At 62.6% G+C, this 23600-nt stretch carries 22 protein-coding genes; 17 read left to right on the top strand and 5 right to left on the bottom strand.

Annotated features, from left to right (window positions below; all coding sequences use genetic code 11):
• Positions 1-424: 424 nt before the first annotated feature.
• From LDN90_RS23200 to LDN90_RS23165, 8 genes are all read left to right on the top strand, one after another.
• The gene (locus LDN90_RS23200; protein ID WP_223947297.1) at positions 425-1825 is read left to right on the top strand and encodes an L-serine ammonia-lyase; all 1401 of its coding nucleotides are present in this window, start codon (positions 425-427) and stop codon (positions 1823-1825) included.
• A gap of 108 nt (positions 1826-1933) precedes the next feature.
• Positions 1934-2941 (top strand): lipoyl synthase, encoded by a 1008-nt coding sequence (gene lipA, locus LDN90_RS23195; protein WP_223947296.1) that lies wholly within the window; start codon positions 1934-1936, stop codon positions 2939-2941.
• Positions 2942-2961: 20 nt separating this feature from the next.
• Positions 2962-3750 carry a methylenetetrahydrofolate reductase gene (locus tag LDN90_RS23190; RefSeq protein WP_223947295.1) on the top strand — a complete coding sequence of 263 codons (789 nt, stop codon included), beginning with the start codon at positions 2962-2964 and terminating at the stop codon, positions 3748-3750.
• A gap of 185 nt (positions 3751-3935) precedes the next feature.
• Positions 3936-5330, top strand: coding sequence for a serine/threonine-protein kinase (locus tag LDN90_RS23185; RefSeq protein ID WP_223947294.1), 1395 nt, complete (start codon positions 3936-3938; stop codon positions 5328-5330).
• 514 nt (positions 5331-5844) lie between these two features.
• Positions 5845-6297: a hypothetical protein gene (locus LDN90_RS23180; protein ID WP_216927579.1), complete on the top strand. Its 453-nt coding sequence runs from the start codon at positions 5845-5847 to the stop codon at positions 6295-6297.
• An 89-nt stretch (positions 6298-6386) separates the two neighbouring features.
• On the top strand, positions 6387-7238 hold the full coding sequence (locus LDN90_RS23175) for a hypothetical protein (RefSeq protein ID WP_216927587.1): 852 nt from the start codon (positions 6387-6389) through the stop codon (positions 7236-7238).
• Position 7239: 1 nt separating this feature from the next.
• Positions 7240-7746: a hypothetical protein gene (locus LDN90_RS23170; protein WP_216927590.1), complete on the top strand. Its 507-nt coding sequence runs from the start codon at positions 7240-7242 to the stop codon at positions 7744-7746.
• Complete coding sequence (locus LDN90_RS23165) at positions 7743-9020, top strand: hypothetical protein (protein WP_223947293.1); 1278 nt, start codon at positions 7743-7745, stop codon at positions 9018-9020. Before LDN90_RS23170 ends, LDN90_RS23165 begins: the two co-directional genes overlap by 4 nt.
• 52 nt (positions 9021-9072) lie before the next feature.
• Here the strand turns inward: LDN90_RS23165 and LDN90_RS24250 are convergent, their stop codons facing one another.
• Positions 9073-9207 (bottom strand): hypothetical protein, encoded by a 135-nt coding sequence (locus LDN90_RS24250; protein WP_263426307.1) that lies wholly within the window; start codon positions 9205-9207, stop codon positions 9073-9075.
• Between LDN90_RS24250 and LDN90_RS23160 the strand changes: the two genes are divergently transcribed.
• The 4 genes from LDN90_RS23160 (at position 9182) to LDN90_RS23145 (ending at position 12560) form a co-directional block, all read left to right on the top strand.
• A complete protein-coding gene (locus tag LDN90_RS23160) occupies positions 9182-10252 on the top strand; it encodes an FUSC family protein (RefSeq protein ID WP_223947292.1) in 1071 nt (356 codons plus the stop codon). The genes LDN90_RS24250 and LDN90_RS23160 overlap by 26 nt on opposite strands.
• 165 nt (positions 10253-10417) lie before the next feature.
• Complete coding sequence (locus tag LDN90_RS23155) at positions 10418-10711, top strand: hypothetical protein (RefSeq protein ID WP_223947291.1); 294 nt, start codon at positions 10418-10420, stop codon at positions 10709-10711.
• 136 nt (positions 10712-10847) lie between these two features.
• Entirely contained in the window at positions 10848-11108 is a 261-nt protein-coding gene (locus LDN90_RS23150) for a GlsB/YeaQ/YmgE family stress response membrane protein (protein ID WP_216927603.1), read from the top strand.
• Between the two features lie 186 nt (positions 11109-11294).
• Positions 11295-12560: a hypothetical protein gene (locus LDN90_RS23145; RefSeq protein ID WP_223947290.1), complete on the top strand. Its 1266-nt coding sequence runs from the start codon at positions 11295-11297 to the stop codon at positions 12558-12560.
• Between the two features lie 17 nt (positions 12561-12577).
• Here the strand turns inward: LDN90_RS23145 and LDN90_RS23140 are convergent, their stop codons facing one another.
• Together LDN90_RS23140 and LDN90_RS23135 are read right to left on the bottom strand one after the other, a co-directional pair.
• Complete coding sequence (locus tag LDN90_RS23140) at positions 12578-13039, bottom strand: hypothetical protein (protein WP_223947289.1); 462 nt, start codon at positions 13037-13039, stop codon at positions 12578-12580.
• Positions 13036-15459, bottom strand: a complete 2424-nt coding sequence (locus LDN90_RS23135) for a nitrate reductase (RefSeq protein ID WP_223947288.1) — start codon at positions 15457-15459, stop codon at positions 13036-13038. The genes LDN90_RS23140 and LDN90_RS23135 overlap by 4 nt, the downstream gene beginning before the upstream one ends.
• A gap of 252 nt (positions 15460-15711) precedes the next feature.
• Between LDN90_RS23135 and LDN90_RS23130 the strand changes: the two genes are divergently transcribed.
• The 3 genes from LDN90_RS23130 to LDN90_RS23120 all read left to right on the top strand — a co-directional run bounded on the left by LDN90_RS23130 (position 15712) and on the right by LDN90_RS23120 (position 17680).
• Positions 15712-16317 (top strand): TasA family protein, encoded by a 606-nt coding sequence (locus LDN90_RS23130; RefSeq protein ID WP_216922037.1) that lies wholly within the window; start codon positions 15712-15714, stop codon positions 16315-16317.
• A gap of 177 nt (positions 16318-16494) precedes the next feature.
• Positions 16495-17265: a signal peptidase I gene (locus LDN90_RS23125; protein ID WP_223947287.1), complete on the top strand. Its 771-nt coding sequence runs from the start codon at positions 16495-16497 to the stop codon at positions 17263-17265.
• Positions 17258-17680, top strand: coding sequence for an Hpt domain-containing protein (locus tag LDN90_RS23120; protein WP_223947286.1), 423 nt, complete (start codon positions 17258-17260; stop codon positions 17678-17680). Before LDN90_RS23125 ends, LDN90_RS23120 begins: the two co-directional genes overlap by 8 nt.
• 14 nt (positions 17681-17694) lie before the next feature.
• Here LDN90_RS23120 and LDN90_RS23115 read toward each other — a convergent pair whose 3' ends face one another.
• Entirely contained in the window at positions 17695-18963 is a 1269-nt protein-coding gene (locus LDN90_RS23115; protein ID WP_216927627.1) for an aromatic acid/H+ symport family MFS transporter, read from the bottom strand.
• A gap of 163 nt (positions 18964-19126) precedes the next feature.
• Here LDN90_RS23115 and LDN90_RS23110 point away from each other — a divergent pair, with 163 nt between their 5' ends.
• Together LDN90_RS23110 and LDN90_RS23105 are read left to right on the top strand one after the other, a co-directional pair.
• The gene (locus LDN90_RS23110) at positions 19127-19867 is read left to right on the top strand and encodes an IclR family transcriptional regulator (protein WP_223947285.1); all 741 of its coding nucleotides are present in this window, start codon (positions 19127-19129) and stop codon (positions 19865-19867) included.
• A 110-nt stretch (positions 19868-19977) separates the two neighbouring features.
• The gene (locus LDN90_RS23105) at positions 19978-21165 is read left to right on the top strand and encodes a 4-hydroxybenzoate 3-monooxygenase (protein ID WP_223947284.1); all 1188 of its coding nucleotides are present in this window, start codon (positions 19978-19980) and stop codon (positions 21163-21165) included.
• Positions 21166-21378: 213 nt separating this feature from the next.
• On the opposite strand, the gene LDN90_RS23100 is transcribed toward LDN90_RS23105, so the two are convergent.
• Positions 21379-23517, bottom strand: a complete 2139-nt coding sequence (locus LDN90_RS23100; protein WP_223947283.1) for an HNH endonuclease signature motif containing protein — start codon at positions 23515-23517, stop codon at positions 21379-21381.
• Positions 23518-23600 lie beyond the last annotated feature (83 nt).

Raw genomic sequence — 23600 nt, 5'->3', positions numbered from 1 at the left:
GGCTTCGGGATAGATGTTTGCTGCGAGGGTTTGTCGGGGCGGGTCTGGTGTCCTGGGGCCGATTCGTGGGATCGCTGCGCAGTGTGCCGTGCGCACGGCATGTTTGGCAGCGAATCCCCGAATCGGCGGGCCGACTCGATGGTCCGGCGTCCGGCTGTGGCCGTCTAAGGGAGCTTCGCGTCCGCGCAGCGGGCGCTCATGCGACCGAAGCCGAAGAGGACGCTGGACCCGACGGGCGGGGCGGCGAGGGGCTGACGTTTTTTGATCTCCCGGGTGGGCGTTTGCTGGGAACGAGCGCTCACGTAGTACCGGGTTTGGAGGTTCGCACTGGGACCTCCAGGGGGCCGGGCCACCTTGGCTCGGGATTTGGCCCGGCCTCCACATTTTTGTTGTGTTTGACTCCTCCCTGAAAGGGATCACGGCTATGGCTGTTGGTGTTTTCGATCTGTTCTCTGTGGGTATTGGCCCGTCGAGTTCTCATACTGTGGGGCCGATGCGGGCTGCGGCGGTGTTCGCTGCTGAGTTGCGTGAGTCCGGTGTGCTGGGCTCGGTCGCGGGGTTGCGTGTTGATTTGTATGGCTCGTTGGCTGCGACCGGCAGGGGACACGGGACCTTCACAGCTGTCTTGCTGGGGCTCGAAGGCTTCGAACCCGAGAAGATCCTGCCCGATGAGGTGGAGGAACGACTGGCTTCCATTGCCGAGACGGGGAAGCTCAACTTGGCTGCGGGCGTGCTCCTGGACTACGCCGTGGAGGATATGGTGTTGCATCCGTTGACGGTGTTGCCGCGGCATACGAACGGGATGAAGTTTGCCGTGTCTGACGCGGAGGGGAATGTTCTCAGGGAGGCGACGTTCTTCTCGGTCGGTGGCGGGTTCATTGTCCGGGAGGGCGAGGAGGCCGCGGCGCGGCAGGAGTTGGAGGAGTCCAAGAAGGAGTTGCCGTTGCCGTTTAGGACGGCTGCTGAGTTGCTGGGCCGGTGCGCGTCCAAGGGCCTGGGGATTTCGGACATCATGTTCATCAACGAGCGTGCGTCCCGGTCCGAGGAGGAGATCCGGGAGGGGCTCCTTCATATCTGGCACGTGATGGAGGCGTGTGTTGAGACGTCGCTCAAGCGTGAGGGTGTGTTGCCGGGCGGGTTGAGGGTCCGGCGTCGTGCTCCTGACTGGTTGGAGCGGTTGCTCAAGGAGGACAAGGACCGGAATGATCCGAAGTATTGGCAGGAGTGGGTGAACCTGATCGCGTTGGCGGTCAATGAGGAGAACGCTTCCGGTGGCCGGGTGGTCACTGCGCCGACGAACGGCGCGGCGGGGATCATCCCGGCGGTGTTGTATTACGCGTTGAATTACGCCCCGGGCATGGATAAGGCGTCCCGGGCCGACAAGGACGATGTGGTGGTGAAGTTCCTGCTCGCCGCGGGCGCTGTGGGCGTGTTGTACAAGGAGCAAGCGTCCATTTCGGGGGCTGAGGTGGGGTGCCAGGGTGAGGTGGGTTCGGCGTCGTCGATGGCTGCTGCCGGGTTGGCTGAGGTGATGGGTGGTACGCCGGGTCAGGTGGAGAACGCGGCGGAGATCGCGATGGAGCACAATCTGGGGTTGACGTGTGATCCGATCGGGGGGTTGGTGCAGATTCCGTGTATTGAGCGGAACGCGATCGCGGCGGCGAAGGCGATCAACGCGGCGAAGATGGCGCTGTGGGGTGACGGGACGCACCGGGTGTCGTTGGATGAGGTGATCGTGACCATGCGTGAGACGGGCAAGGACATGTCGTCCAAGTACAAGGAAACCGCGATGGGCGGACTGGCCGTCAACGTCGTTGAATGCTGAGACTTACCCGCGTTGCGGGGCCTGCTTTGCGCGATTGAACGCTCTTGGGGGGGCGCATAGCGGGCCTGGCAACGGAACAAATGAGACAACCAACAAGGAAGTAGACCCATGACCCTGGCACCTGAAGGCCGTAAGTTGCTGCGCGTTGAGCAGCGTAACTCGGCTGTCCCGGTTGAACGCAAGCCCGAGTGGATCAAGGCCAAGGTCCAGATGGGGCCGGAGTTCGTCGGGTTGAAGAACCTGGTGAAGAAGGAAGGCCTGCACACGGTGTGTGAAGAGGCCGGCTGCCCGAACATTTTCGAGTGCTGGGAAGACAAGGAAGCGACGTTCCTGATCGGCGGGTCCGAATGCACCCGGCGCTGTGATTTCTGCCAGATCGATACCGGCAAACCCTCCCCGGTGGACATGTTCGAACCCACCAAGGTGGCCCGGTCCGTTCAGGCCATGCAGCTGCGCTACGCCACCGTCACCGGGGTGGCCCGTGATGACCTGGCCGATGAAGGTGTCTGGCTGTACGCCGAAACCGTCCGCAAGATCCACGAACTGAACCCCGGCACCGGGGTGGAGCTGTTGATCCCGGACTTCTCCGGCAAACCCGAACACATCAAGGCGATCTGCGATTCCCGGCCCGAGGTGTTCGCGCACAACGTCGAGACCGTGCCCAGGATCTTCAAGCGGATCCGACCGGCGTTCCGGTACGAACGCTCCCTGGATGTCATCACCCAGGGCCGGGACCTGGGCATGGTGACCAAGTCCAACCTGATCCTGGGCATGGGCGAAACCCGCGAGGAAATCTCCGAAGCCCTGCGGGACCTGCACGCGGCAGGGTGTGATTTGATCACGATCACCCAGTACCTGCGCCCCTCCGAACGGCACCTTCCGGTGGACCGGTGGGTCAAGCCCCAGGAATTCGTGGACCTGCAGCACGAGGCCGAGGAAATCGGGTTCCTCGGTGTCATGTCCGGGCCCCTGGTGCGCTCCTCGTACCGGGCGGGGCGTTTGTGGGCCACCGCGATGCGCAAGAAAGGCTGGGAAATCCCCGCCGCCCTGGCCCACATCGAGTCCTCCGGCACCACCCGCCAGGAAGCCTCCACCATCCTCGCCGCCCACGCCTAAGCCACAGCAAAGGACACCTCATGCTTCCCCTCCGCGTTGAGATCATCCCGTCCGAGGGAATCGTGAACGTTGTCAGCCAGGCATTGCCGACATCTACCGCGATCAGCATTACCTGCCTCCCCAAGCACGGTGTCGGTGCCACCCTGCGGGCCGCCGTCCAGCTAAGAGAGCTCGGCTATACCGTGGTTCCCCACCTTGCAGCGAAGGCCGTTGAAAGCCGCGCCGAACTATCCGCCATACTGGGTGACTGCTCGGCGTCGGGCATCACGGAAGTCTTCGCCATCGGTGGCGACGGGCAGCCCTCGGGCTCGTATTCCACTGGTGGGGAATTGCTGCGCGACATCGCCCAGATAACGTCCGGTGCGATGAGCGTTGGAGTGGCTGGGTACCCCGAAGGGCATCCGGATACCACCCGCCTGCACCTGGTTGATGCTTTGCTGGAGAAGCAAGAACACGGAGCCAGCAAGATCGTCACGCAGATGTGTTTCTCGGCGGACAAGATCCATGACTACGTGGCTATGCTCCGCCGTGAGGGTGTGCTCCTTCCAGTCTGGGCAGGTGTGGCAGGGGCCGTGCCCAAGGCAAAGCTGGTCTCGCTTGCCACCAAGATCGGAGTGGGGTCATCGTTGAAATTCCTCAGCCGCAAGGGCCCGCTTGCCCGGAGGCTACTGATCGGGGAACGGTACAGGCCGGAAACGCTCATCGAGGAGCTCTCCGCGCGACCCGGGATAGAGGGAATTCAGCACTACAGCTTCAATTCCTTGGACGCACTTCCAACGCCGCAACCCGCCGTCGAAGGGCTCCGGTAACCGGAGCTTAAGGTCCGGAATTTCCCCAATTTTTTCGGGAAAAGTAGTAGCAAACTCCATGGTTGGCAAGGTGCCGCAGACGCTGTACGTTTGCCATAGGAAGGTTACTTAGCAACTGCATCGCAGCGCAGGATCAATGGGGGGTAAATCGGCGCAGCGCGCTTAGACGCAAGAGGTGTAGGGCCGTGAGGGCAAGCGGGGAAGCTTTCGTTGATCCAGCAGGCGGCGGGGACATTCTCAACGGCCGCTACCGGATTATGGAGCTACTCGGACACGGGGCAATGTCCACGGTCTGCAAGGCGCGTGATGAAATCCTTCAGCGTGAAGTTGCCCTGAAAATCTTTTCCCCGGGCTCAGGCGATGAGGGCTTCGAGGAGCGTCAGCAGGCCGAGATGCGGTTGCTGGCAGGATTTGATCACCCCGGTCTGGTGCATATTTACGACGCCGGTGTGGACGCCGGAACTTCCGGCCCGCCGCAGGCCTACCTGGTCATGGAACTGGTTTCCGGAAATAACCTGCGTTCGGTGCTTGCTGCAGGCCCGCTCAGCCTCGCGGAAACAACGCACATAGGCCACGCCCTTGCAGGTGCCCTCGTGCAAGTTCACGGGAGCGGAGTCATTCACCGGGACATAAAACCCGCCAACATCCTGGTTTCGGAGACTCCAGGCCCGGATCGCATCGTGAAACTGGCCGATTTTGGCGTGGCAAGAATATTGGAAGGTAGCCGCCTGACGGCCACCGGAATGACGGTGGGAACCGCCCAGTACCTCAGCCCGGAACAGGCCCTGGGCCGTCCGTTGACTCCTGCCAGCGATATCTACTCCCTCGGCTTGGTGCTCTTGGAGTGCCTCACTGGAAGGACGGAATATCCGGGGACGCCGATAGAGTCCGCTGCCGCCCGTCTTCACCGTGCCCCGGTCATCCCTGAGCAGATCCATCACCCCATAGCCGAGCTGCTGAAGTCCATGACGGATCTTGAACCAGACAACAGGCCAACAGCCGCGGAGATCGAAGAATTCCTGGGTCGCCCTTGGCAAGAGGCCTACACGCACCCAGCAGCTACCGCTCTCTTGCCCCCTCTGCCTGCCCGGGCGCCCGCCGTCGGGGCAACTACCGCAGTTTCCCCTAGGCTTCATGGAAGTGGGGGAAGGGGCAGGCTCGGGGCCCTGTTGATGGTGCTTCTTGCGGCAGCGATAGCTGTCCCGCTCGCGGTGGCATTGTCTGGTCAGGAGCCCTTGCCGGCAGACGTTACATCGCCATCCCCGGTAACCCAGGAATCCAACCTTCCTTCCCCGGTTGGCACCCCGACGCCGGTAGTTACGATTACCACCCCTGGGCCGGTGGAAACTGTCCTCATTCCAGGGCCGGTGCAAACCGTTCTGTTGCCTCCATCGGGCTCAGGCAGCGGGCCGGGAGACGCTCCGTCGTCAGGGGAGAGTCAACAGACCAGCCCAACTGAGGTTGCCCAGGAAACCGAATCATCGGAGCTCGGGGACGGTACATCGGCAGGTGTGGGCCAAGGGGGCGGCCAATCCGACGAAAAGAGCCAGAGGGACGGCAAGGGCAAGCGCGGGAACTGAAAATCCGGGCAGGGCATTCTGCAGTGATGCACCTTTGCCGGACCCTCATGAATCGAACACCAGCGCAGTTTTTGCTCAAGATGGGCACAATGTTGGCTCAGTGGCCCCTGAATTCTCCGGATCTCTGGCCCGCAGAGACCTCCCGGGGTCAGGTATCGGGCCTTCAAAAAACTGAGTACTCCGGATCCAACCGCTGCCAGCATGCTCATCAACGCAGAAGGCCAGCGTTGGTGTAGCAAAGCGGGCTATCAGATCGGCACAAAAGCCCCTCCTGCAGCCCGATAACGCAAAGTCGAACCAAGTAGCCCCAAACGCGAAAACTGAGTACTTGCCAGCCGGTTCAGCGTATTCCTGACCCCTTGGTCGGGCGGAAAAGAGGCGTACACCCAAGAGTAGTCACGGTGGCACTGCTGGCTGAACTATTGGGGACATCGCTTCATCCGCCGGAAAAGGGGTGGGTGCTGGGGGTTGCGATGCGGCTCCCCGGAAAACAGATCAACCAAGGAGTCATACCATGCGCAAGCTTTCCAAGAAGAGCCGGATCACCGCCACCGTCGCAGGCGTGGCATTGGTAGCCGTAGGTGGCGGAGCCGCCTACGCCTACTGGACCACCACGGGTTCAGGCAGCGGTTCAGCCGCCAACTCAGCCGGTGGCGGAACTGTCGCACTGCACGCCACCTTCAATGCCGGCCTGACGCCGGGCAACCAAACCAACGTGGCCTACACGGCGGACAACTTGACGACGTCCAGCACGGTAGTCGGAGCCCTGACCGCAAATGTCACCACCAGCGTTCCCGAATGCCTCCCGGCATGGTTCGATGTCACCGCCGTGACCAGCAACTCGACCGTCGCCGCCTCTGCCACGGGAATCTCGGTCGGCAGCGGGGTCCTGAAGTTCAACGACAGCACTGACAACCAGGACGCCTGCAAGTCCGCGACTGTCACGGTCAACGTCTCCAGCCAGTAGCGCGTACATGCCGGGGACCACCTTGCGAGTGGTGGTCCCCGGCTTCCGCATTCCTCCCGCCTGAACGCTTCCGTCCGAAAAGAGCTTCCATGTACCACCGGCCAGAGCGCACCACGCCTTTCCGTCGAGATGGAGTACCGCTCCGCGCACTGTTGCTTGCGCTCGTCGTGGCATTTGTGCCCGTAGCGGCATTGGCTGCCAGTGCTGGACAAAGCGCTACCCAAGGCAATACGGCCAAGGTGGCCAAGGGGATTGCAGTGGCGTTGTCTCCTTCGAGCCGAAGCCTGGATCAGGGGCAGTCAACCACCTTTGCGGTGTCAGCCACATCGACGGGCGGTTTCACCGGACCCGTGACGTTCACCGTTACGGGCCTTCCGGCTGGAGCGACAGCCGCGTGGTCGCCGTCGTCGGTGGTTCTGGGGTCCGGCACCACCGCCCAAGTCACTTTGACGGTCGCGACGTCCACTACGACGACGGTCGGCAAGTTCGACTTCACGGTGAAGGGGGCCAGTGGCGCCGTCCAGTCGAACGCGGCGCCGGGGCAGTTGCAGGTTCAGGAAGTCAAGCGGACCTTCGGAGTCACGGGATCACTGAATGGTCTGCTGGCACCAGGAGTCTCCCGATCCTTGGAGTTGCAGATCTCCAACCCCGAGACGAAGAGCATCGCCGTCACCAACCTGACGGTTGCGATCGCGCAGGTGGTGCGCACGCCGGCAGCAGTGGCTGCAAACCTCCCCTGCAGCAGCGCTGACTACCAGATCACCCAATACACCGGAACGTACCCATTCGCAGCTCCCTCAGGGCCCAGCTCGCTGACTTCGCTTGGAGTGCCCCAAAGCAACTGGCCCCAAGTGAGGATGCTGGACACGGTCCAGCTCCAAGACGGTTGCAAAGGCGCGACCCTCCAACTCACCTTCTCTGGGACGGGACAGGCGAACTAACATGACGAAGCTCAGCCGGAAACCCCGTAGCGGACGGATCGCCCGCACCGCTGCCGCCACAGTTGCCCTCTGCATCCTGGGAGGCGTAGGCACTGCCTACGCCTATTGGGCTACCACCGGAATCGGCAGCGGTGCGGCGATCAACGGGACGATGCAAACAGTGACTGTGGACGCCCTTATCGCAGGAGACACCCCGCAGACCAGCCTCGTTCCGGGTGGAACTGCGGACGTTATTGTCCGGGCAACCAACCCCAATACACATGCGGTTACCATCTACGGAATAGCGGCCAACGGCGCAGTGACCGCCGATGCCGCGCATCCAGGCTGCACCACCACCGGCGTCACCTTCACGCCACCTCCGGCGCCGTTGACCCCAACGGTGACCATCCAGGCAAATACGTCCATCCTCCTCACTCTTCAAGGTGCGGCCAGCATGAGCGCGGCCTCACTATCCGCCTGCCAAGGCGCCCAATTCAACGTCCCCGTCACGCTGGAGGTACGGAAGTGACCCCCCTTCGCCAGTCCGCTCCGTCATCGTCCCCAACGCGGGTGACGATGGGTGCTTGGAACCGCGCCCTCGTGATCGTGCTCGGCATCCTTCTCGTCTCCTGGGGAGGCCCCGCCGCAAGTGCTTTCTGGAGCTCTGTCAACAACGGCTTCGGCGCAGCGAAGGCAGACGCCGTAGGCCAGGGTGCCAAGCCCGGGGTCGCCGTTTCCGGAACCAGCGTGACGGTCACCTGGGCGGCAAGCACGACGACGGCAGGCAGGTCCGTGACCGGCTACAGCATCGCCCGGTACCCGGTAGCGAGCGGGGGCACTGCGGTAGCGGCGACCGGAACCTGTGCAGGAACAGTGGTAGGGCTGAACTGCGTGGACAGCGGAGCCGGCACCGGGAACTGGTACTACACGGTAACCCCGAAACTTTCCCAGTGGCAGGGGGCTGAAAGCACACGGAGCGTAGCTGCCATAGTGGACGCCACTGCACCCCTCGCCCCGTCGGTGACAGCGCCACCATATGTCTACAGCGGAAACGTGAGCGCTGTTCCGGTCAGCGGTACGGCAGAGGCCTTGTCTTCGGTCACTCTGACCGTAACGGGAACAGGAGCCCTGCCCGTGACCCAGACAGTCAGCACCAACAGCTCCGGCAACTGGACAGTAACGCCATTGAACCTGAGCGCTTTCAGCCCAGGGGCCATTAATTACTCCGCCCAGGCAACCGACGCCGCCGGTAACACTGGTCCCGCGGGAACGGCTACATCCACCAAGGACGTGAGCTCGCCAACGGTGACGGGGGTCCAGCTGAACAACGTTTCGGGCGGCACCCTCGGAAAGGTGGAGAAGGGCGATTCGGTGACGATAACGTTCTCGGAACCGATCAACCCGACCACGATCTGCAGCGCCTGGGCCAACAACGCCACCAACGTGCAGACCCAAGCCGGCAACAATGCGGACAACGTGGTAGTCAACGTGAGCTCTACCAACACGTTGACAGTAACCGGGGCGGGTTGCCCAACCCTCAGGGTGGGCAGTGTTGCACTGGGCGGCAACTACACGGGCTCCGCGCTCAGCTTTAGCGGCAATGGCAATAACGCCTCCAGCCTGAGCTGGAATCCGACGGCGCGAACACTGACCATCATCTTGGGTAGCGGAACCGCTGGCGGCAACACGGTTTCCACGTCACCCACGCCCATCCCCAGCTACACGCCGGCATCCGGCCTTACGGATATTGCGAGCAACCCGCTCTCAACCACCACGGTGCAAGGTACAACCTCCCGCTTCTAGCAACAAGTCGTGAGCAACCGATAGTGCCCCTTATTCCTCGTGATAAGGGGCACTATCTCTGCACAAACCCCGAGTAGTACAGAGCCCGCAGCGTAGCCTTGAAGCGGACGCCAACGCCGCCGTCGTACGTTTTGATCCTGCGACGAAAGGCGAACCGTCCCTTGAATTCTGTAGCGGAAATGTTCACGATGGGTCCTGGAAACAAGGACCATCACCCGGCTCTCCGTTGCGCTGTAGGTGTCTTTGTTCCGTTGATTACACTAACGCTTTTGGGGCGGCTGGACCTGGCCGTATTTGCCTCGTTCGGTGCGTTTACGGGCATCTATGGCCGCAACGAACCGCACAGCGTCCGCTTCCGAAGCCAGTTGCGTGCTGGCGGTTTCATGCTGCTGATCATTTTGCTGGCCACGCTCATGGCTCGTGTAGCGCAAGCTATTGGAATCGAAGGTGCCGCGTATTCCTGGCTCTTGACGGCTGCTACCACTCTCGTGGCCGGCGGGTGCTCGGTGGTGGTCGCGGCGTGGAGGCTGAGGCCTGGCGGCTCCCTTTTTCACATCTTCGCCTTCGCTGCGATCGCATCCATCCAGGCGCAGCCGCCGCTCGGGGAGGCAATGCTCGTTGCGGCAGGGACTACGATCTTCTGTCTCCTGATCGGTATGTCGTCACGGGTGCTCAAGACTCACAGGACCCCATGGAAACGGCTGCCCCGCATCCGCCACACCACCCTGGAACGTCGGGCGATCTGGTTGGAGGGCGGTGGATACCTGATTGCTGCCGGCCTTGCGGGGACCATCGCGACTTTGGTGGGGGAGCGGCTCGGCTTCGGTCACACTTACTGGGCCATGGTTGCGGCAGTGGTTCCATTGGTGGGGCATTCGACCCGCCACCGGGTGAGCCGTGGCATCCAAAGAATCGCCGGAACGGTGATCGGATTGGTGCTGCTTGCGGGCATCCTCTGGCTCAATCCTGCGCCCTGGGCCATGGTCCTGGTGATCGCAGCTTGCCAGTTCGGTGCTGAGATGTTCATCGCCCGGCAGTACCTTGTGGCTCAGATCTTCGTGACTCCACTTGCCCTGATAGCTACATTGCTGGCAGCCCCGGTTGATCCAGGCCTCCTGTTGCGGGACCGCATCATCGAAACGGTGATCGGTGCCGCCGTCGGCGTTGCGGTGGTGGTGACACCCGCTCTCTGGCGGCGGGTGCGTGCGACTATCCCGGCTGGCTGGACTTAAATCGTAAGTACACATATAACTAGATAGCCAAGATAGTTACTAGGGAATGTGTGGGAGAAGACGATGACAGTCGCATTGCGTGAACCAAGCTCCACACCAAGGGCTGGGAATACCGTTACTGCGGAACGGGTACTTCCAAGCGGCCCGGTCCACTGCGGTTCACACATGGCTATCTCCGCAGGACCCGGCTACGACTCCATGCAGTGGATCACCGTGGAGCCAATCTGGCCGGAGTGGGCTTGCAGCTGCGGTTTCAGGATGGACATCGACGCCTTGGATCCAGTCAGCGGCGTCTGGGTCGCTGCGCTTCGCCGCCAAAGCCTTCAGCATGAGCTGGCCATCTCCCAGAACACACTGGCCCTGGCCTTCAAGAAGGCCGTCGACGCCGGTGTCGATCCCCGGGCTCTTGCGGAAGTAGCCGGACTGCCGGCTGGAGAGATCGAAGCCCTCCTTCAGTAACAGGGAAGCCCCAAACCGTCTGCCCGCCCAGTTGTCGGGATAGTTCGCCGCGCAAGCGGGCAGCTAGCAATCAGGCCGACGGCGGCACCAAGTATTGGTGCTGGACCGAGGCCTACGTACGAGAAAAGGGAAACAAATGGGAATCATTGGTTGGATCATTTTGGGTTTGATTGCAGGAGCCATCGCCAAGGCCATCATGCCGGGCAGGCAGGGAGGCGGCTGGATCGCGACACTCCTGCTGGGAATTGTGGGCGCCGTGCTGGGTGGCTGGATCGGTAGCGCCATCTTCAAGGTTGGCATCAACGAATTCTGGTCGATCTCCACTTGGTTGCTCGCAATTGGAGGTGCGCTGATCGTACTGGTCATCTGGGGATTGGTCACACGCAGGAAGGCTTGATTCAACGAGCTCCGGGAGGCCCTGACGCGAAAGCGTTGGGGCCTCTTTCGTTGGTGCTACGTGCCTCCCAGGATCTGGTCGTCGCCGGTCACAAATCCTCCGCAGCAACACGAGTGGGGCCGCCTTGGAAAGCTCGGATACGCTGCTTTCGAGTTACACCACATCGCACGCTAAGGGTTATCAACGATGCTCACCTCAGCTGTCGACGGCGCTCCCCGCCGTCGGCCGGATCCTGCCCCAAAGAAGACGGCAACTGAGCTCGGCGCGCTCGGGACAGCGTTGGGCGCGTTGGCTTCAGTCATCCTCGCGGGAGCGCTCGCACTTGTCCTCCACACGCTCGGGCAGCAATCGCCGCGGCTCGGCCCTGCGTTTGAAGGCTGGGCTGCTTCGGTCACCAACTCCCCTTTCGCAGCGGTCCGATGGTTCCTTGGCGATATGACGGAGCCCCTGTTCTATAAATCAGAGCTGGCAGCAGGCGGGTTGCTTGCCGGCGCTCTGTTGGCGTGGTGGGCTGGCCGGCGGGGCAAGAACTGGGCTGGCCAGCTGACGTATGGCACCGGGCTGTGGCCGTGGGTGCTGGCCTCGGCGTCGCTTAGCCTGCTGTTGTCCAACGTAGTTTTCGGCCGGATGCTCGACGCCGGATGGCAGCCCACGTTCGTGCCTTTCGTTTGCGTGGCCCCGGCAATGGTCCTGATGTATGGACCCGGTTGGCCGACCTGCCTGACCGGAGCTGTCCTCGGCGCATTCACCATCACGCCCTGTGCGCTGGTGCTCATTCCAACGGTCACCGCGCCGCTGGGACTACCGCCCGTGGCGGCGAACGTCCTTGCGATGTCCTTGGGATCAGTAGTGGCTTTCCTCATTGCCCGGAAATTGCCTTGGCTTGTCCTGCGTAAGCCGGCTCCGCAGCCGGCTCTGAACCCGCAACCGCAACCCGTCCAGCCGCCGTCGGGCCTTAACCGTGTTCTTAAGGACGCAGTGTGGGCGTCCCGCCGGGTTCTCTCGGATTTCACTGAGACCCAATTTTTCGCCAACGAACTCGCCAGTGCGGGCATGATCCTTGGCGTCGCAGTGGCTTTCGTGCTGAATCCTGCGCTGCCCGCGTACGGTTCCAATCTCGTTCCGCACATCCTCTTCGCGCAGGCACTCACGTCGGCCATCGGTGTGGTTCTTTGGCGGAGTTGGTTCAGAAACGGCCAGTTCAGCAATGGAGGGTGGGCGGCCACCTACGCGTCACTCGTCTCAGTCGCGCCGGCCGCCGTGCTCGCCTACGACGGCTCGTGTTGGAGCATCATCGGCGGCGCATTGCTTGGAGCGGTGCTGGCCCCTCCCATCGCCAGGGCCATATCGGCCCGGCTACCGGATGGCTTCCATCCGGTCATCGGCAACACCGCGTCCATGGCCATTTCGACGGCGGTAACCCTCCCGATCCTGGGGCTTCTGCCGCACTGACTTTGTCTGCCGGTGACTTAGTCGGCCACCAGAAGCGCCTGCGGTGCCGCCTGCTTCATTCGGGTTTGCAGCCAGCTGAGCTGGACCTCCGTCTCTTTGTGGCACTGCTCGACGACGGCGAGCAGCTCTGCGTCGCGAAGTGCGGATCCAGCTTGATTCACCACAGTCCACGTGACATCCACCAAGCTCGCCAGCAGGTACAGGTCCTGCAGGTCGCGAAGGAGGCCGACAGGACCGCTCCGGGTTTCTGACAAGCCCTGGGCGTGGAGCCGCTCGGGTTCGTGCTCGGATGCGTCCTTGCCATACCGCTCCACTATTGGCAGGAGGACTTCCCCGTGCTTATCGCACTGCTTGGCCAATGTCTGGCAGAGGAAATGTATGTCGGGTTCGGAGCCGTGCCCCTCTGAAACCTGTCGGAACGACTCAGCCAAGGTGGCTTCACCCTGATGCAGCAAACCCAGATAGATGTTGAGGTTCATTGTTGTTGTCCTGCCTGCCGTGAAGCTCCTGCCTGCCGTGAAGCGGTGGTGTTGGGCGCCGGAGCCGGTCCGTCGCCGTCGCGGATTTTCTCCACTTTCACCGCGGCATTCTTGAAAAGCGGTTGCTTTGACACCGGGTCCCACTCGGTGATGGTGAGTTCGTTTGCTGCGGTCTTCTGCGAATCCTTGGGAGAATCAGACAGGCCGGATGCCATGGTCGAGTCCCAGTATCCGTAGTGGAAAGGCGCGAAAACTGTGCCGGGCCGGACGCCGCTGACTCGAGCCGGGGCCTCAATGAGGCCGCGCCGGGATGACACGCGGACGATGTCGCCTTCGGTGATCCCCAGCGCTGAGGCGTCTTCGACGGAGAGCTCCACCCACATCCGTGGGGCCGCGGCGTTCAGTGTCCGGGAACGTCCCGTCTTGGTCCGTGTGTGGAAGTGATACGCCGTCCGACCCGTTGTGTACCGGAGCGGGTAGTCGTCGTCCGGTTCTTCGTGCGGTGGATGGTACTTGGTTGTTTTGAGCCAGGCGCGGCCCTTGGGCATCTTGGCCCTGTAGGACTCAGGCTCCACTTCGGCCCCTGTCAGGAGGTCGTGACCATAGTTTTCGCAATAGTCAGGATCGCTGGGAAATACCCCGTCCGTATAGAGACGCGTGGTGCCATCCGGGTTTTCCTCATTGCAGGGCCACGGGATCCCGCTGCCACCACGGAGTCTCGAGTAACTCAGTCCGGTGTAGTCGCAAGGGCGTCCGCGCGAGCAATCTTTCCAAGCTTCGAAGGCATCTTCCGGGCCCTCCCACGTCAACAAGGGCGTGCCGTCCAGGGTGGTGAAGCCCATTCGGTTGGAGTAGTCCAGGAAAATATCCAGGTCGCTGCGGGCATCACCAGGTGGGTCTACGGCTTTGTCGGAGATATGGACGACGCGGGAAGCGTTGGTGAATGTTCCTGTCTTTTCGCCCCACGCGGCGGCGGGGAGGACGACGTCGGCCATGCTCGCGGTCTCGGTGAGATACAGATCCTGCACCACCAGGAACAGTTCAGGCTTGGCCAGAATCTCCCGTATCCGGGGCAGCTCGGGCAGGGAGACCGCAGGGTTCGTAGCCGAGACCCAGAGGAAGTTGATGGATCCTTGCTCGGCGTAGCGGAAGATTTGCATGGCATGGGTCGGCGGTGCCCAGTGGGGGATGATCGCAGGATCCACGTTCCACAGGGAGGCCAGTTCTTCAACGTGTCTCGGGTTGTGCCAATTACGGAAGCCCGGGAGGTCGCCGTCGGCCCCGCATTCGCGGTTGTTTTGTGCCGTCGGCTGCCCGTTCATCTGTAGTAGGCCGGCTCCAGGCCTGCCGAGCATGCCGCGCAGCAGGTGGAGATTATTGACCTGGCAGGAGGACGCTGTGGCCTGTGACGATTGGTAGAACCCCTGCAAAACGGTGGAAAGTACCCGATCCGACGTGCCGAAGATGCGGGCGGCCGTCCTGATGTCGTGGGCGCTGACGCCGCATACCTCGGCAGCAGCCTCGGGCGTCCATTCCTCCACAGTGGATTTCAGCTCGTCGTAACCGAGCGTGTGGTCTTGAATGTAGGCAGGGTCCTCCCAGCCGTTCTGCAGGACCTCCCGGATCAGTGCGTGCACGAGCGCGAGATTGGTTCCTGGCCGGACCGCCAGATGCACGTCGGCAAAACGCGCGGCCTCGGTATTTCTCGGGTCGACGCACACGAGTTTTGGCGGGGTGGGTCCTGAAAGTCGATCCAGGATGCGGGCCCAGAGAACGGTCTGGGTTTCTGGCATGTTGTGACCGTAAAGGAAGATGGCATCGCAGTTGTCGATGTCCTCATACGCGCCGGGCTGGCCGTCTGCCCCAAAGGTTTCCTTGAGCGCGGATGCCGCGGTCGCAGTGCACAGGCGCGTATTTCCGTCCATATGGGGTGTCCCGATACCGGCTTTCCCAATCACGCCCAGGGCGTAGTACTCCTCAAGGAACAGTTGCCCGCTGGTGTAGAAGCCATGGCTGAGGGGACCCTTCTCCTTCAACAGTTGCTTGCTGCGTTCCACGATCCGCTTCATGGCCGTGTCCCAATCAGTGGCAACCAAGCGGCCACCTTCGCGGATCAATGGCTGGGTGATGCGGTCCTTGTTCGAGACGCCTTGCCAGCTTGCGAAAAGTCCCTTCGGCCCAAGGCGTCCCTTGTTGATGCGGTCTTCCGCCCGGCCGCGAATGCCCACCATAACCCCGTCTTTAACGGCAATATCGCAGCCGCAGCCATTGCTGCACAGCACGCAGGCGGACTGGACCCAGTGGTCGACGTCGCGCTCCGTTAGGCCTTCCTGGAGGGCGTAGTCCACGCGGGAGGGCCATTCAGCTTCACGCTCGAACGGCGTCCTCGCGCCCCATATATCGGTAATGCGATCCACCATGATCCCACCTCTGTGTTTAGCGTTGGCCTTTCGCTACAGGATTATCAGCTTGCTTATTATCAGTCCAGAGCACGGCTTCGTGCGGTTCGGAGTGAACCAAGAATTCTTGATCTTTTCCTGAGCGAGTGTTGATGGATTGCAGGAGTGGTTCTTGATCCGGGCCCGGCACAGTGTTTCTTGTCAGCCACTCAGGGCCGGCAAACCAAACGGCCGACCCGGTTGCGGTGGCCTCCCCAAAGGACACTGATTCCCATGGCCATCAGCCTCAAGACCACCTCCGGCAAGGTCCTCGCTTCCGTCGCACTGCTCGGCACCGCAGCCGCCGTGGCCGGCATGGGAACCTACGGCGCGTTCACGTCCTCCACCTCGGCCAGCCAGCAAGTCACCGCCGGCACCGTCACCATCGCCCTGGGCACCGGAGCGAACAACACCCTCAACGTCCCCATCGCCGGGCTGCTGCCCGGAGACAAGGTCGAAAAGCTCGTCACCTTGGCCAACACCGGCAACTCGGATTTGAACAACGTCACCCTCACCACCTCCGCCGGGGCCACCGCCTCACTGCTCACCACCGACGTAAGCAACGGCCTGCAGTTGACGATCGAGAACTGTTCGGTCGCCTGGACCGGCGCCGCAGCCCCCTACACCTGCTCTGGAACGAAGACCACGGTCATGGCTGCCGCCCCGGTCATCACCGCGAACAAGGTCCTGAACAACCTCACCGCCCTGGCCCCGGCCAAAACCGACTACCTCAAGGTCACCACCGCGTTCCCCACCACCGCGAACGACACCTTCCAAGGCGCCACCAGCACCATCGGCTTCGCCTTCACCGGCACCCAACGCACCGAAACCACCAAGTAACACCAGTCTAAGAATCAACAAACAGAGCCCCGCCGGGCCTGGTCGGGCGCCCCCCTGCCCGATCAGGTCCGCCGGTATTTCCTGAGCCAGACTTGAGGCTTTCCCGCAGGAAGCCTGAGCCAGATATCCCAGACTTTCAATCAGAAGATAACCAACAACGGAAGGAACGCCAGGACTATGAGCGCACTGAGCAGCATCAGTGGATCCGCCCTCAAGGGCCGGCGTTCAGCCGCAAAGCCTACGAAGACGTCAACGACTTTAGAGATCGACGAGGCGAACCAGCCCGTAGCGGCACCGATGGCGACCGCCGTCGAGACCCCCGCTAAAGCCGCCCCTGCAACAGCCGCCGGGAGCCCAGCGAAAGCCGTCGCGGCCCCAGGCGCGTTCCGTCGTATCGCTGCTAAGACGATCAAATTCCTCGGTTTCAGCATGCTGGCCTTGGCGGCCTTGGTGTTCCTCTTCCTGGCGATCGGGCCGCGCATCCTGGGCTACCAAACCTCCACGATGCTGACTGGATCGATGGCGCCGTTGATCAACCCGGGCGACGTCGTTGTCACCGTTCCGACACCGCTTACGGACATCAAGGTAGGCGACATCATCACCTACCACATTCCCGTGGAAGACCAGCGGGTAGAGACGCATCGCATCACTGAGATCACCACAACAGCCGATGGCGGCGTGGCGGTCCAGACCAAGGGCGACGCGAATAATGGCATCGATCCGTGGCTCGCCACCCTGCAGGGCAAAACGGTGGATAAGCAGATCGCGACCATCCCTTACGTCGGGAATGCGATCCGCGCCCTCCGCGAACCACTCGTCCTGAACATCCTGATGTACGGTGCACCCGGGATCCTGGTCATCGGGATGCTCGCCTCCATCTGGCGCCGGGACCCCAGCAAATCGACGCCGGAAGATGCCGCGCAACCACAAGCAGCCAGCCATGACTGACGAGGCAGACGGTCAGGTTCCGGCTCTGGAACCGTGCAGGTTGCAGGCCTTGGCCGATGAGATGGGAGACCCCACACCGGCCTTGCGTTTTCTCTCCACTTACCTTTCGATGTTGCCGGGCAGGCTACTGAGGATCTCCAACGGCCTCTGCCAACACGACGCCGATGCCAGCATGGATGCTGTGCTGAGCCTCAAGATCTCCTCGGCGATGGTGGGCGCGCTTGAGACAGAGGACCAGTGCAAGGCTATCGAGTCGATGATCCGCGAGGAACACTTCGACTACGCTGTGCAGGCACTTCCGGCTCTCCGGCAACACACCGATCGCTGCTATGCGGCCGGACCGCAGCTGTTGGGCAAGGCCCGCGAGTCGCTTCACCCACAGCCCGGAAAGTTGGACGGCCAGAGAAGCATTTAGCGTCGTGCCGGCGGTTACCGTTCTCCCGCCGGCACGGGCTCAGGACTTTTGACCTGATGGGGCACCAGGAACAGCGCTGCGACAGCCAAAAGTCCCGCTGCGGCGAACACGTAGAAGCCGGCCGGATAGGCAATGTTTGCGGCCACCAGGGTTCCAGTCACGGCAGGACCAACGATCGCGCCAAGGCGTCCGACGCCGGCAGCGAAACCGAGTGCCGTTCCCCGGAGACGCGCCGGAAATAACTGACTGACCCATGCGTAAACCAGGACCTGCGAGCTGAACACGAAGACACCGGTGACGAACACCGCGACGTTGAGCAGGAACTCGCTCTGGATCTTCACGCTGAGGAGGGCCAGGAACACTGCTGAAAGCCCGAACCACAGCAGCACTATCTTCTTGGTTCCGTGCCGGTCAGCAAGAATTCCGGCCAAAACCAGCCCGGCCACGGCGCCGAGGTTGAGGACCAGCAGCAGCGTCAGGCCCGTGCTCACGGTGTAGCCCGCAGCTGCCATCAACTGCGGCAACCACGTGTTCAAGCCATAAACCAGCAACAAACCCATGAACGACGCGATGCCAATGCCCAGGGCCACCAGCGGATAGGGCTTCTGCAGCAGGTCGCGGAACCCGGTCTTTTGCTTGCCGTCCGTGTAATGCACGACGCCGGGAGTCGCCTTTGTTGTTTCGTTCGCCTTCACGGGTACTGCTTCAGGAAGTGACTCCGGCAATTTCGCCCACAGGAATGGCAGGAGGGCCAGCCCGGCCAGGCCGCCGATGATAAACATGAGGCGCCAGTCAGGGACAACAAGGATAGCCAGGAACGCGGTGGCCACAGCGCCTACGTGGTAGCCGGTCATTGTCCGCGTGGTCGACTTTCCGGCCGAGCCTGCGGGTGCGTAATCGTTCATGTACGCGAGGGCAGCGGGGAGGCAAGCGCCCAGCCCGAGGCCTGCCAGAAGGCGCAGTACGGAGAAGACCGCCACGTTGGGGGCGAAGGCGACTCCAATCGTGAAGAGTGAGAAGCCCGCCACACAGGCGATCAAGAGCTTCCGCCGGCCGAACTTATCGGACAGCGGGGCGATAAAGAGTGCGCCGAGTCCCACGCCTACCAAGGAAATAGTTGCAGCGAAGGTAGCTCCAACGGCGTTAAAGCCGATGTCACCGGTCCTGATGAGCGTTGGGATCACCGTCCCCAGGACCACCAGGTCGAAGCCGTCCAAGACCATGGCTAACCAACACAGCCAGACTGGCCATTGTGAGCGGCGGGCAGATGGCATCGTTGGCATAGTGTCCTCGGGAGTTCTCTTTGAGAGTGGATGTGGCCAGCAGAACGGCCGGTCGGTTATGAGAGTTGTATCACCGGCGGGAGTAACCTGCGGCACGTTCTACCATTGAATGGAAGAAGCCATTGCGGCGTCAGGCAGAGGAACGGCAGCAAAGGAGCGCATCGTGGCCAACTCAGCGTCCGGTGACTCCGTAGTGGACCGTGTAGTTCGGCTTATTGAGGCCTTTCCTGAAGGCGCCACCTCGCTGCAACTGACCGAACTCGCCGATAGGTCCGGCCTCCCATTGTCGTCCGCCCACCGGCTGGTCCGGCAACTCTCCGGGCACGGTTTGCTGGAACTTGGTGCCGGTGGGAACGTTCGGCTGGGGCTCCGATTGTGGGAACTCGTCAACAGAAATTCGCCCACGCTCGCACTCCGTCAAGCGGCCTTGCCCTTCATGGAGGATATCCAGCAAGTCTTGAACCAGAACGTGAACCTGGCGGTCCTTGAGGGCTGGGAGGCGCTGTTCGTGGAGCGGCTTTCGCGCCGAGGCTCGGTTGCCAACCGAGCACGCATCGCCGGTCGTATGCCCGTCCACATTTCCTCCGCCGGTCTGGCGCTGATGGCACACCAGTCCCGTGAATTGCAGGCGGAGTACCTCGAACAGTTCCAAGACCCGGAAGGAAAGGTGACTTCCGACGTCGTACGCCACCTGCTGGCTGAGGCCGCGCAGCTGGGCTATGCGCAGCTGGCGGGAGTCGTTGATCCGGACACCTGGGGCATCGCCGTGCCCGTGATGAACGGCAAGCGGCGCGCGGTCGCCGCCCTTGGCGTGGTGGTCCCCTTGGCTGAGATGCGACTCCAGGCCCTGGTTCCGGCGTTACAGACCGCGGCGCGGGGGATAGGCCGGCAACTTAGGGATTGAAGTCCTGGTTCCGTTCAACGGAATTCATGTAACACCGGTCACGCATCGCCCGCCACACTGATTCCAAGCTCATCCCGTCCCATCGGGACCGCAACGAAGCGAGGAACACCATGGCACGTACTACCGTCACCACTCAAGTCGCCATTATGGGTGCAGGTCCCGCAGGGCTCATGCTCTCCCACTTGCTGGCAAGGCAAGGCATCGAATCCGTGGTGGTGGAGGTCCGCAGCCGGGAACAAATCCAGCAAACTGTTCGCGCAGGCATCCTGGAGCACGGCACTGTCAACCTGCTTGTCGACTCCGGCGTCTCAGACCGGGTGCTGCGCGAAGGCGACCGGCACGATGGCATCGAGTTGCGGTTCAATGGCGAAAGCCACCGCATCAAGTTCAAGGAGCTGGTGGGTGAATCCGTGTGGCTGTACCCACAAACAGACGTTTTCGCCGACCTCGCTGCGCGACGCGAGGCCGACGGCGGCGACGTTCGCTACAGCGTCACGGACACCACAGTTCACGACCTCGAGGGCAAACCGAAAGTCTGGTTCACCGATTCTGACGGTCAGGAGTTCGAGATCCAGGCCGACTTCCTCGTTGGCGCTGACGGGTCACGCAGCCATTGCCGCTTCCAGATCCCCGAAGCCAACCGAAAGTGGTTCTTCCACGAATACCCTTTCGCCTGGTTCGGCATCCTGGCCCAGGCTCCACGCAGCTCCGACGAACTGATCTATGCCAACTCCGAGCACGGTTTCGCCTTGATCAGCCAGAGGACCGAGACAGTGCAGCGCATGTACTTCCAGTGCGACCCCAAGGAAAACGTGGCCGACTGGGACGACGAACGCATCTGGTCCGAGTTCCGCAAGCGCGTGAACGGCAACGGATTTGAGATCAACGAAGGCCCTGTCCTGGAAAAGATGGTTCTACCATTCCGAAGCTTCGTCCACACTCCTATGCGCCACGGCAATCTCTTCCTTGCCGGCGATGCCGCACACACAGTCCCGCCCACCGGCGCCAAGGGCCTCAACCTCGCGATACACGACGTGAAGGTGTTGTTCGAAGGCTTCGACTCCTTCTACTCCAACGGTTCCACCACGCTGCTGGATTCCTACAGCGACCGCGCCCTGGACCGTGTTTGGAAGGCCCAGCATTTCTCATACTGGATGACCTCGATGCTGCATACGGTTCCTGGCGCGGACGACTTTGACCGCGCACGTCAGCTGGGCGAGTTGCACTCCGTGGTCTCGTCCGAGCACGCCAAGGCGTACCTGGCTGAGTCGTACACGGGCTGGCCGACGTCGCGGTAAGGCTTCGCCGCGGCTGCGTCTCGAGTGGCGGCTGAGTTCGGGGCGCGGCTCAGCTCACCGGGCGGGGCGTGGTTTACGAGCGCTTGAGTTACGGGCGCTCGACGGCGGGATGTCGCCTTGTGGCGAGGCAGCCAGAGCAACGCCAGTAAGCCCTCAAGCGGGCGCACGTTGGACCTCGATATGCGCTGGGCCCTCGTTATCCGCAGGGCACTCTTATGCGCTGGGCACTCTTACGGTCGGAGGGCTCTTTTGTGTTCTGAGGGGTGTGTGGTGGTGGTTGCGTCGTGGTGTTTGTTTGGGGTCGATGTGTGGGGGTGGGGTGAACCAGGGCACGCCGGTGGTGGTGGTGATGGTCCAGTTTTCTTTGTGGATGAGGTGGTGGTGGTGGCTGCAGAGCAGGGTGCCGTTGTCGGTGGAGGTGGTGCCGCCGTGTGACCAGTAGGTGATGTGGTGGGCTTCGCACCAGGGTGCGGGCATGGTGCAGTCGGGGAAGGCGCAGCCTTGGTCGCGGGCGGTGATGGCTTTGCGGATGTGGGGTGGGAAGATCCGGGTGGTGCGGCCGATGTCCAGGATGCGGGAGTCGGTTCCGAGCAGGACGGGGAGGATGTCGGCGTCGCAGGCGATTTTGCGGATGGTGTTGGGGTGCATCGGGCCGGTAAAGGTGGCGGCGCCGGAGCTGAGCCGGGAGTGGCGCGGGCCAGGTTCGGTCCCTGTGCCTGTGGTCCGGGTGGGGGCCGTGCGTGTGAGTCGTTCGAAGAGGTCGCGTTCGTTGATGGTGACGGCGAGTTGGGGTCGGAGTCCGCCGTTGGAGGGCAGTTTCCCGGTGGTCATCGCGACGGCGCAGGCTCCGACGAGGCCGTCGAGGAGTTTCTGGGCCCGGGAACGCCGATCCAGCTCCGGACCCGCTGGTTCATTCCCGCCGTCTCCGTTCCCGTTAACGCTGTCGTTGCTTTCGCCGGTGGCGTTGTTTTCGTCGGTGGTGTTGCTGGTTCCGGGCTCATTAGCGTGTGCGGGGGTGAGTCGGGGGTTGGTGGCGGTGTTCATGGCGGTGGTGAGTGTTTCGTATTGTTCGGTGGTGGCGAAGATTTCCAGGTGGTGCAGTCCGTGGCGGGGTTTGCGGATGAAGGTGCCTTGGAGTTGGCGGAGGATTTCTTCGCTGGGTTCCGGGCCGTCTTGGTCGATGAGGTCGTTCCAGCGTTTGGTCATTTTCAGGACGAAGTCGGGGTCGGAGCCGGCGGCGGTGCGGGTGAGGGCGTGTTCCATCTGGGTGAGGGTTTCTTCGTCGGTGAGGAGCCGGGCTTTGTCCAGGGCGGCGCTGATGATGCTCGCGGACCGGGTGGGTATTTGTGTGGATTCGAGGGCTTGGGCCAGGATTTCGCGGCGGGCCGGGATGTGTTGGCCGGCGATTCCGGTCCGGGGGAGGACCTCGGAGGCCAGGGCGAGCCGGCGCCGGGCTTCGCTGATGCCGATCCGCAGGCGGGCGCGCAGGAATTGCGCGGCGTCCCGGTACCCGTCATCGGCCACCGCGGCAGCGTCCGCCGCAGCAACACCACCGAACCCAGCACTAGCAGACCCGGCAGCAGCAGTAGCGGATCCAGCGACAGCATCGAAACCCGTGGCGGTGGCGAAACCTGCAGCAGTAGCGGATCCAGCAGCAGCAGCGGATCCACCGGCAGCAGCAGACCCTGCAGCCGTGGCGGTGGGGGTGGCGGGGTTTGGTGCTGGTGACGGGACGGCGGGGTCTGTAGTTCCGGAGTCTGTGGTTCCGGGGTCTGTGGTTGCGGGGTCTGTGGTTGCGGGGTCGGTCCAGCCGGTCTGCCATCCCGTGCCCGCCGTGGAGGGCCGTGCCTGCTGGGCTTGGGTACGGGTCCGTTCCACGGCGTGCGCCGCGATGACCTGCAGGTATTCCACGGTGCGGGAGATCTCCTCCACCCGCCCGGCGAACCCCGCGGCTTCCGCAAACCCGAACGACAGGGCACCAGCAACGGTGCAGGAACGCAGGCTCTCCAACGCCTCAACGCTGTCAGCCAGCGCACCCTCAATTCCCCGCGCATCCTCAAGTCCCAGAGAACCATCAAGTCCCCGCGCGTCCTCAAGCCCGTGGGAAACGCCGTGCCCGGGGAAAGCGTCACGGTCCGCTTCGCCGGGCTCAGGAACGGGCAGTGGTTTGACGCCGCGAAGCAGCGCCATGGCCCTTAGGCTCTCCGAATCGGTGACTGCCGCCGTCGGGCTTTCACAGCCGTCCTGCCCGCTGGCAGCACCGGAGTGGCTTCCGAGGGAAACGCGTCGGGGGCGCAGCGAGGCGCCAGTCACTGCTGCCCGCCGCGCCAGAATCTCCCCAATGCTTCCCATGAATAAACCCTCTCACCAGGGTCTGACATTATTAGGAAGCCCGTGCCGCGGCCCTAGGTGCCACAGGCTTCCCAAGCGTTTCC

It is taken from the genome of Arthrobacter sp. NtRootA1 (genome assembly GCF_019976975.1).
Lineage (GTDB): Bacteria > Actinomycetota > Actinomycetes > Actinomycetales > Micrococcaceae > Arthrobacter > Arthrobacter aromaticivorans.
This window is presented reverse-complemented; position numbering and strand designations above follow the sequence as displayed.